General features: G+C 73.1%; 8 protein-coding genes. 2 read left to right on the forward strand and 6 right to left on the reverse strand.

The genetic code is table 11. The features are described from left to right. Positions 1-33: 33 nt before the first annotated feature. From L1885_RS18370 to L1885_RS18385, 4 genes are all read right to left on the reverse strand, one after another. Positions 34-1,326, reverse strand: coding sequence for a CpaE/TadZ family protein (locus L1885_RS18370; protein WP_235798222.1), 1,293 nt, complete (start codon positions 1,324-1,326; stop codon positions 34-36). A gap of 103 nt (positions 1,327-1,429) precedes the next feature. Further along, positions 1,430-2,149, reverse strand: coding sequence for a Flp pilus assembly protein CpaB (gene cpaB, locus L1885_RS18375; protein WP_235798223.1), 720 nt, complete (start codon positions 2,147-2,149; stop codon positions 1,430-1,432). Then, positions 2,146-3,132, reverse strand: a complete 987-nt coding sequence (locus tag L1885_RS18380; RefSeq protein WP_235798224.1) for a hypothetical protein — start codon at positions 3,130-3,132, stop codon at positions 2,146-2,148. Before L1885_RS18380 ends, cpaB begins: the two co-directional genes overlap by 4 nt. A 289-nt stretch (positions 3,133-3,421) precedes the next feature. Beyond that, the gene (locus L1885_RS18385) at positions 3,422-3,796 is read right to left on the reverse strand and encodes a WXG100 family type VII secretion target (protein WP_235798225.1); all 375 of its coding nucleotides are present in this window, start codon (positions 3,794-3,796) and stop codon (positions 3,422-3,424) included. Between the two features lie 431 nt (positions 3,797-4,227). On the opposite strand from L1885_RS18385, the gene L1885_RS18390 reads away from it, so the two are divergent. Together L1885_RS18390 and L1885_RS18395 are read left to right on the forward strand one after the other, a co-directional pair. After that, complete coding sequence (locus L1885_RS18390) at positions 4,228-5,235, forward strand: chitinase (RefSeq protein WP_372481973.1); 1,008 nt, start codon at positions 4,228-4,230, stop codon at positions 5,233-5,235. Positions 5,236-5,516: 281 nt separating this feature from the next. Continuing rightward, positions 5,517-7,238, forward strand: coding sequence for a chitinase (locus L1885_RS18395; protein ID WP_308117345.1), 1,722 nt, complete (start codon positions 5,517-5,519; stop codon positions 7,236-7,238). A 147-nt stretch (positions 7,239-7,385) separates the two neighbouring features. On the opposite strand, the gene L1885_RS18400 is transcribed toward L1885_RS18395, so the two are convergent. After that, positions 7,386-7,796, reverse strand: coding sequence for a RidA family protein (locus tag L1885_RS18400; RefSeq protein ID WP_235798226.1), 411 nt, complete (start codon positions 7,794-7,796; stop codon positions 7,386-7,388). A 2-nt stretch (positions 7,797-7,798) separates the two neighbouring features. Further along, positions 7,799-8,557, reverse strand: coding sequence for an IclR family transcriptional regulator (locus L1885_RS18405; RefSeq protein ID WP_235798227.1), 759 nt, complete (start codon positions 8,555-8,557; stop codon positions 7,799-7,801). Positions 8,558-8,726: the final 169 nt, after the last annotated feature.

Raw genomic sequence — 8,726 nt, forward strand, 5'->3', positions numbered from 1 at the left:
CGCTCCGCGCGGCCTCCCCGGCCCCCGGCGCGCTCACGGCGCCCGGCGTCCGTGCCGCAGCGCGTCCGCGTCCCGGTCACCGCGCAGCAGGGCACCGCGTCCGGCACGGCCGCCCTTCGCGCGCCCGTTCCTGCTCCCTTCCTCCCCCGCCGCGGCCCGTACGATGCCGATCTCCCCGGCGAGGGCCCACAGCGCCTGCTTGACCGTGGACTTGGCCTCCAGGTCCTGCATGCGCCCGGCGTCGACGGCCGCCTGCAGCTCCTTGAAGTGAGCGGGCACCGCGGTCTTCGCGACCTTCGTGCCGGTGATCCGCTCGACGAGCGCCGGCTGGATCTCCGCGCTGCGCACGTGGCGGTTGACGACGGTGACCGTGCCCTCCGCCTTGCGGATCTGGAGCCGTTCCCACAGCCGCACCATCCGGCGCGCGGCACGGACCGAGACGACGTCGGGCGTCGTCAGCAGCAGGGCCGTGTCGGCCATCTCGATGGCGGCCGCGTTGGCGCTGTTCATCTGGGTGCCGCAGTCGAGGACGACGACCTCGTAGCGGTTGCGCAGCGCGCTGACGATCTGCCGCACCGAGCGGTCGTTGATCTCCTCGCCCCGCTCGCCCTCCGCCGGGGCGGGGAGCAGGCCGATGCCCGTGTGGTGCTGGAAGACGGCGTCCTGCAGCACGCGGGGCGAGATGTCCTGGATGGCCGACAGGTCGACGACGGACCTGCGGAACTGCACGTCGAGGTAGGAGGCGACATCGCCGGCCTGGAGGTCCAGGTCGGCGAGCACGGTGCTCATGCCGGACGCGTTCGCGGCGAGCGCGAGCTGGACGGCCGCGACCGTCGCGCCCACCCCGCCCTTGGCGCCGCTGACCGTGACGACTCGTCCGCCCGGCCCCCCGTACACCTCGATGCCGCCCTGCCCGAGATGCCGGCGCACCCCCACCGACCAGGCCGCCGCGGCCTGGATCCGCTGCGCGAGCTCCTCGTAGGACAGCGGCAGCGCGACGAGGCCCCGGGCGCCCGCGTCCATGGCGGCTGAGAACACCCCGGGGCCCGGCTCGGAGGTGATGAGGACGACCGCGACGGCCGGGAAGCGCAGCGTGATCTCCCGCACGAGCTCCAGCGCCGGTACCGGGCCGATGCGCTCGTGCACGAGGACGACCTCGGGCAGCCCGCCCGCGGGGTCGGCCGCGAGCCGGGCGAGGGTGTCGACGAGCGTGGTCGAGTCGCCGAGCGGGGTGGCCGGTTCCGCGTCGGGCAGTTGGCCGAGCAGGGTGGCGAGCGCGCGGGCCGCGTCGGGGTGTGCGACCGCCGGGAGGATGCGGATGCTCATGCCGTCCCCGCCCGCCCCTCGCGTGCCCCGCGCGCGGGGGCCCGCAGCGGGCACCGCGCCGGCGGCCGGGCGGCCGGGCGGCCCGGGCTCCTCACCAGTGCGCTCACTTGTCGCCTCCGAGGGTGTACACGTCCTGGCCTGGCGAAGGCGGCACGGACCTGCCGTCCGGCAGCAGCGCGAGCCGTACGTGCTCCGCGAAGGACTCGGCGTACGCGACGCGCTGCGCGTCCTCGGTCTTCAGGGCGAACGTGATCGGGACGGCCTGCTCGGGCCCGAGGGCGCGGTCGTCGTTGTTCTTCGGCTGGAGCGCGGTGATCCGGCCGACGTCGATGACGCGCGCGTCGCTCACGATGATCCGGGACTCGTCGGCGCCCGACTTGCCGCTGCCCTGGCCGCCCGCGAAGGTGGCGAAGATGTTCACGCGCGAACCCGGCGTGATCTTCCCGGCGACGCCCGTCTCGGCGTCGATCATGATCGCGATCTCCTCCTCGTCGGCCGCGAGGGCCGGCTTGGGCACGATCATGTCGCTCTGGAGGAGGGAGCCCTTCTTGAGCTGCGTCACGGCTATCTTCCCGTCCACGGCGGACAGGTCGGTCACGGCCGTCGGCGAGAGCCACCGCTTCGGCATGCTCACCTTCGTGAACTGCCCCTGCTGGAGGGGCGTGTAGGGCGCGACGTCCTGCTTGAGCTCGTACGCGCTCACCTCGGGGCCGACCTTCGAGTCCACGTCCCCGATCACCACCAGCACGCCGGCGAACGCGGCGATCGCGCACAGGACGGAGACGAGCAGGAGGAGGATGCCGCGGCGCTGCCGTGCGTTCATGACGGGTTTCCTCGGGTCAGGGCACCCGCGACGCGCCGGGTGACCTCCTGGGGCGTGATGGCCGCCGAGCAGAAGCAGCAGCGGTCACCGATCAGTTCGGTCCCGCACCAGGAGCACACCTCCCGGCGGACGGATGAGACGAGCTGGTAGAGGACGGTGATGTCGGGCAGGTACGCGGCGAACTCGACCGCGCGGGGCGTGCCCCACCACTCGGGGGAGCCGTCGGGCAGCGGGCACTCCCGAACGGCGCCGACCTGCCAGGCCGGGGCGAGCACGTCCTGGGGCCAGTCGCTGGCGAGCTGGCCCCGGGCCACGAGGAGTTCGGTCGCGAACTCGGGTCCGGCGAGCAGCTCCGCCTCCCGGCCGCCCGATCCGGCGGCCGCGGGGGCGGCGCCGGGACCCGCCTCGGAGGACCCGGGCGGGCGGGGGCCGGGAGGGCCCTTCGGATCCTTGGCGGCCCTGCCGTCCCGACCGGAGCCGAGGCGCACGAGGGCGGGGCGGGGAGCGGCCAGCACCGCGAACTGCGATCCCGGCATCCAGGACTTGGCGTGGGACTTGAGGCTCACGGGCACCCGGTCCAGCTTCGCGACGGAACCGAGGACGGCGCCCGCGTACAGGTAGTGGGAGAGCAGCCGGGCGGCGGAGGCGACGACGCCCGGGCTGAAGTCGCAGACGGACAGCTGCCGGAGCTGCCGGACGAGAACACCGAGGGCGAGCGGCGGCAGTTCGGAGCGCAGGAGCGCGATCCGGCCGCTCTCCAGCAGGGAACGCACCGTGTGCAGGCGCCGTTCGTGGGCCGCGGGCAGCGTGGCCGGGTAGAGCACGACCAGGTAGCCGTGGTGTTCGAGCAGCAGCTGGGTCTCGGAGAGGGCGTCGCCCAGCGACTGGCTCTCGGGCGGCCGCAGGACGACGGCGGTGGGGGTCTGCCGGTCGGTGGGCGGTAACACCAGATCAGGGCTGGTGACGGCGATTGCGGTCGGCACGCTTGTTCCCCGTTCCGCTCCGGACGCCGGCGTCCCGGCCGTCGCAGCTCAACGCAACTCTTGCTGGGCGCTGTACGTGTTCGCTCCTGCCTCAGCACTTTATCCGCGACCAGGGGCACAGTGAACACTTTTCGGAGCGCCCATGGCACCGTCCGTACATGGCTGGCCAAACTTTTCGGGGCGTACCGGACAATGCGCCGAGGGCGGCCCTGGCCGGAGGGTGGCCGGAGCCGACCGGTCGGCGGGAGGGGCCGCGCGCGGAGGAACGCACGGCGAGGGGGCGGCCGGCTCAGATGTCCAGGATGCGGCTGTGCGGAGCCCGCATGAGCTGCTGGGCACCCGCGGCGGCGTCGACGTGCTCGGCCTCCTCGTTCATGCGGCGGAGCGTGGCGGACTCCTGCTCGGTGAAGCCGTCGCGGCTCAGGCGCACGGCCTCCTCGACCACGCCGAGGAGTTTCCCGACGCGGACGACGTCCTCGGCCACGCGGAGATGGACGCCGCGATAGCCGTCGCCGGCGTCGCTCTGCCATCCGCCCTCGATCCGGTCGACGAGGGTGGTCATGCGGCGGACCTGGTCGCCCAGGTGGTCGCGCATGGAACTCAGGCCGCTCACCAGGTGCGTGAGGTCCGCTTCCGATACGTCGAGGTCCTTGTCGTCCGCCATGCGACCGACTGTACGGCGCGGCGCGGGGCGCCTCCAGGGGCCGGACCCGGCGCGTGCCGCCGGGCGGCCACTCGGCTTCCCGCCCGTCCCCCGGGGTCGCCCTCCTCCGCCGCCTCCATCCTCTCCCCACTCCCGTTCCCCGCCCGTTCCTTGCTCACCGCCTCCTCGCCTCCCCACCCCTCCCCCTCGTCCCTACTCTCCTTCTTTCCTTCTTTCCTTCTTCCCGTTCGCGTACGAACCCTTGACAGCACGCAATGGTCTGGACCAGCTTGTAATCGCTTGCCCCCCACATGTTGTTGGCTCGTTCACCTCGCTCCACCCGCACGACCCGTTCCGCCAGTTCCGTTCCTACGGCTCGTTCAGCTCGTCCGGCCGACCAGCCGGCCCCACCGGCCCGGTCCGTACAGCTCTCCCCCCACGGAGGCCACGCAGTGCATCTCACCTCACTCCCGCGCAGGGCCGCCCTCGCGGTGGCCGTACTGGCCGCCGCCGCCACGGCGTTCGCCCTGCCGTCGGCCGCGGAGGCCGCGCCCACCCCCCAGGCCGCTTCTGCCGCCGCCGTCCCCGCGCACGCGGTCACCGGCTATTGGCAGGATTTCGACAACGGCGCGCAGGTCCAGAAGCTCGCCGACGTGCCCGACAGCTACGACATCATCGCCGTCGCGTTCGCGAACGCGACCTCCACCCCGGGGCAGCTCTCGTTCAGCCTCGACCCGGCCGTGGGCTACGGCTCCGAAGCCGACTTCAAGGCGGACATCGCCGCGAAGCAGGCCGAGGGCAAGTCGGTGGTCCTGTCGGTGGGCGGCCAGAACGGCACGGTCTCCGTCAACGACGCCACCTCCGCCTCGGCGTTCGCCGACTCGGCGTACTCGCTGATGCAGACCTACGGCTTCGACGGCATCGACATCGACCTGGAGAACGGCCTCAACTCGACCTACATGGCGTCGGCGCTGCACCAGCTCGCCGCCAAGGCCGGGTCCTCGTTCGTGCTGACGATGGCGCCGCAGACCATCGACATGCAGTCGACGTCGGCGGAGTACTTCAAGACGGCGCTCGCCGTGAAGGACATCCTGACGGTCGTCAACATGCAGTACTACAACAGCGGTTCGATGCTGGGCTGCGACGGCAAGGTCTACTCGCAGGGCTCGGTCGACTTCATCACCGCCCTCGCCTGCATCCAGCTCCAGGGCGGCCTCGACCCCTCGCAGGTCGGCATCGGCGTGCCGGCCTCCTCCAGCGCCGCGGGCAGCGGCTATGTGGCGCCCTCGGTCGTCGACGACGCCCTGGACTGCCTCACGAAGGGCACGGGCTGCGGCTCCTTCAAGCCCCCGACGACCTGGCCGGGCGTGCGCGGCGCGATGGCCTGGTCCACCAACTGGGACGCGTCCGCCGGCAACGCCTGGTCGGACACGGTCGGCGCGCACGTGCACGGCCTCTGAATCCCGCCGCCCGCGGGCGGCCGCCGGGCCCTTCGGCCGCGCGCGGCCCGGCCCGGACCGTGCGCCGTCCCCTCCCGCGCCGCGGCGCGGGGTGCGGTGCGCACCCGAACGCCGTCCGCCGACGCGGGCGGCGTTCGCCGTTCCCCGATCGCCCGGCCCGTTGCCGCGGAGTTCGCCGCGACATCTTGACAAGTTCATTGGTCTGGACCAGCTTACGGACAGGCGGTGGCCACCGTTTCCCTCTCCGCACCTCCATCCCCACCCCCGTCCGGAGGCAGCACGTGGAACGCACCAGACACAGATCCCGGCTCCGCAGGGCCGCGGCCCCCGCCGTGGCCGCCCTCGCGGCCGGGGCCCTGAGCCTCGCCGGGCTCGCCGGCACGGCGCACGCCGCCGACGTCAACGTCCTGAAGAACGGCGGCTTCGAGTCGGGGCTCGCCAACTGGTCCTGCGCGGCCGGCAGCGCCGCAGTGGTCTCCTCCCCCGTGCACGGCGGCTCGTCCGCGCTGCGCGGTACGCCCGCGGGCCAGGACTTCGCGCAGTGCGCGCAGACCGTGGCCGTCGCCCCCAACTCCACGTACACGCTCAGCGCCTGGGTGCAGGGCGGCTACACCTACCTCGGTGCGACCGGCACCGGCACGAGCGACGTGCAGACCTGGACGCCCGACAGCTCCGGCTGGACGCAGCTCAAGACCACCTTCACGACCGGCGCCTCCACGAAGTCCGTCAGCGTGTACACGCACGGCTGGTACGGGCAGTCCGCGTACGTCGCCGACGACGTCACGCTCGTCGGCCCGGACGGCGGCGGGGGCAGCGACCCGGGCCAGCAGGCTCCCGGCACGCCGGGCGGGCTGAGCGCGAGCGGCGCCACCGCGTCCTCCGTGAACCTGAGCTGGGGCGCCGTCTCCGGCGCCACCGGCTACAACGTCTACCGGGGCGGCACGAAGGTCCAGTCGGCGTCCGGCACGTCCGCGACGGTCACCGGGCTGAGCGCGAACACCACCTACCAGTTCCAGGTCAGCGCCACCAACGCGGCGGGCGAGTCGGCGAAGTCGGCGGCCGTCAGCGTCACCACCCCCTCCGGCGGCTCCACCCCGCCCGGCGGCGGGACCAACCCGTCCGTGCCCAAGCACGCCCTGACCGGCTACTGGCAGGACTTCAACAACGGCGCCGCCGTGCAGAAGCTGCGGGACGTGCCCTCCCAGTACGACATCATCGCGGTGTCCTTCGCCGACGCGACGAGCACGCCCGGGCAGCTCGGCTTCACCCTCGACCCGGCGGTGGGCTACTCCTCGGCCGCCGACTTCAAGGCGGACATCGCCGCGAAGAAGGCCGCGGGCAAGTCCGTGGTCCTGTCGGTGGGCGGCCAGAACGGCACGGTCTCCGTCAACAGCGCGGCCTCGGCGAGCGAGTTCGCGAACTCGGCGTACTCGCTGATGCAGACCTACGGCTTCAACGGCATCGACATCGACCTGGAGAACGGCGTCAACTCGACGTACATGGCGTCGGCGCTGCACCAGCTCGCCGCCAAGGCCGGGTCCTCGTTCGTGCTGACGATGGCGCCGCAGACGCTGGACATGCAGTCGACCGGCACCGAGTACTTCAAGCTGGCGCTGGCGGTCAAGGACATCCTGACCGTCGTCAACACCCAGTACTACAACAGCGGTTCGATGCTGGGCTGCGACGGCAAGGTCTACTCGCAGGGCTCGGTCGACTTCATCACCGCGCTCGCCTGCATCCAGCTCCAGGGCGGCCTGGCGCCGTCGCAGGTCGGCATCGGCGTGCCGGCGTCCACCAGCGGCGCGGGCAGCGGCTACGTCTCCCCCACGGTGGTGAACAACGCGCTGGACTGCCTGACGAAGGGCACCGGCTGCGGGTCGTTCAAGCCGTCGACGACGTGGCCCGGCCTGCGCGGCGCGATGGCCTGGTCCACCAACTGGGACGCCTCGGCCGGAAACGCCTGGTCGAACTCGGTGGGCCCGCACGTGCACGCCCTGCCGTAGCAGCGGCCGCGGTCCGGCCGGGGTTCCGGCCGGGCCGGTGGGGCCCGGAAGGGTCCGACCACGGGCCGCCCCCGGGTCCCCCGTGATTCCCCCACGGGGCCGGCAGCGCCGCCGCATCCTCCCGGCGGCGCTGCCGCGCGCCCGGGCTCAGCCGAGGACGGCCAGCGCGTCGATCTCGACGAGCAGCCCGGCGGGCAGACCCACGTAGACCGTCGTACGCGCGGCCGGCGGCGCCTTGAGGTCCTGCTCCGCGAAGTACGCGTTGTAGATCTCGTTCATCTCGGCGAAGTGGCCGGTGTCGGTCAGGTAGACGCGCATCATCATCACGTCGTCCCAGCCCGCCCCGCCCTCCTCCAGGATCGCCTTGACGTTGGCGAGGGTCTGGAGCGTCTGCTCGCGCAGGGTGGGGCCGGCCGGCGTCGGAGGCTGGCCGGGGACGGCCGGCAGGAAGCCGACCTGGCCCGCGACCTGCAGGATGTTGCCCTTGCGGACACCGTGCGAGAACTTCGCCGGCGGCTCGGTGTGGGTGGCGGGGGTCAGCGCGGTCTTGTCGCTCATCCTCATGCTTCCTTGGGTGGTGTGGTGCCTGCGTACTCCCTGCTGACGGCGTCCGCGGTGCGGCGGACCTGCGGCAGCAGGCCGAGGAGTTCCTCTGCGCTCACGACGACGTTCGGGGCCGAGACCGACATCGCGGCGACGACCCGTCCGTCGGGCCCCTTGATCGGGGCGCCCACGCAGTTGATGGACTCCTCGTGGCCACCGAGGTCGGTGGCCCAGCCCTGGTCGCGCACGACGGCGAGCTCCTTGAGGAACGCGCTCGCGTCGGGCGTCGAACGGGCCGTGTACTGGGGGTAGTCGAGGCGCTCGGCGAGCGCGCGCCGCTCCGGCTCGGGCAGGTCCGCGAGCAGCAGTTTGGCGACGGCCGCGACCGTGATGGGCACGGCCTTGCCGACGCGCGAGTACATGCGGACCGGGTAGCGGCTCTCGACCTTGTCGATGTAGAGGACCTCGCGCTCCTCGTACACGGCGAGGTGCACGGTGTGCCCGCAGCTCTCGTTGAGGGCCATCAGGTGCGGGTGGGCGACCTCGCGCACGTCCAGGTTGAGGGCGGCCTCCTGCGCGAGGGCGAAGAGCTTCGCGCCGAGGCGGTAGCGCTGGTCGCCCTGGCGGTGCACGAGGCCGTGCTCGTGGAGCGTACGGAGCAGGCGCAGCGCGGTGGACTTGTGGACGCCGAGCTCGTCGGCGACCGTGCCGAGGTCGGCGGGGCCGCGGGCGAGCAGCGGCAGGATGCTCAGGGCGCGGTCGACGGTCTGGCTCACGGGGTGCGCACCTGCCTCCCGGCTCCCGCGGCGCCGCCCCCGGCCGCTCGCGTGCCCGCATGCGCGGACGCCCCGGCGCCGGGCGCCCGCGTCCAGCCGGCCGCGAGCCGCAGCGCCGCCCACGCGTCCGCGTCCAGCGCGGCGAGGCGGTCGGCGTGGGCGCGGCCGG

It is taken from the genome of Streptomyces fuscigenes, assembly GCF_021556455.1.
Taxonomy (GTDB): domain Bacteria; phylum Actinomycetota; class Actinomycetes; order Streptomycetales; family Streptomycetaceae; genus Streptomyces; species Streptomyces fuscigenes.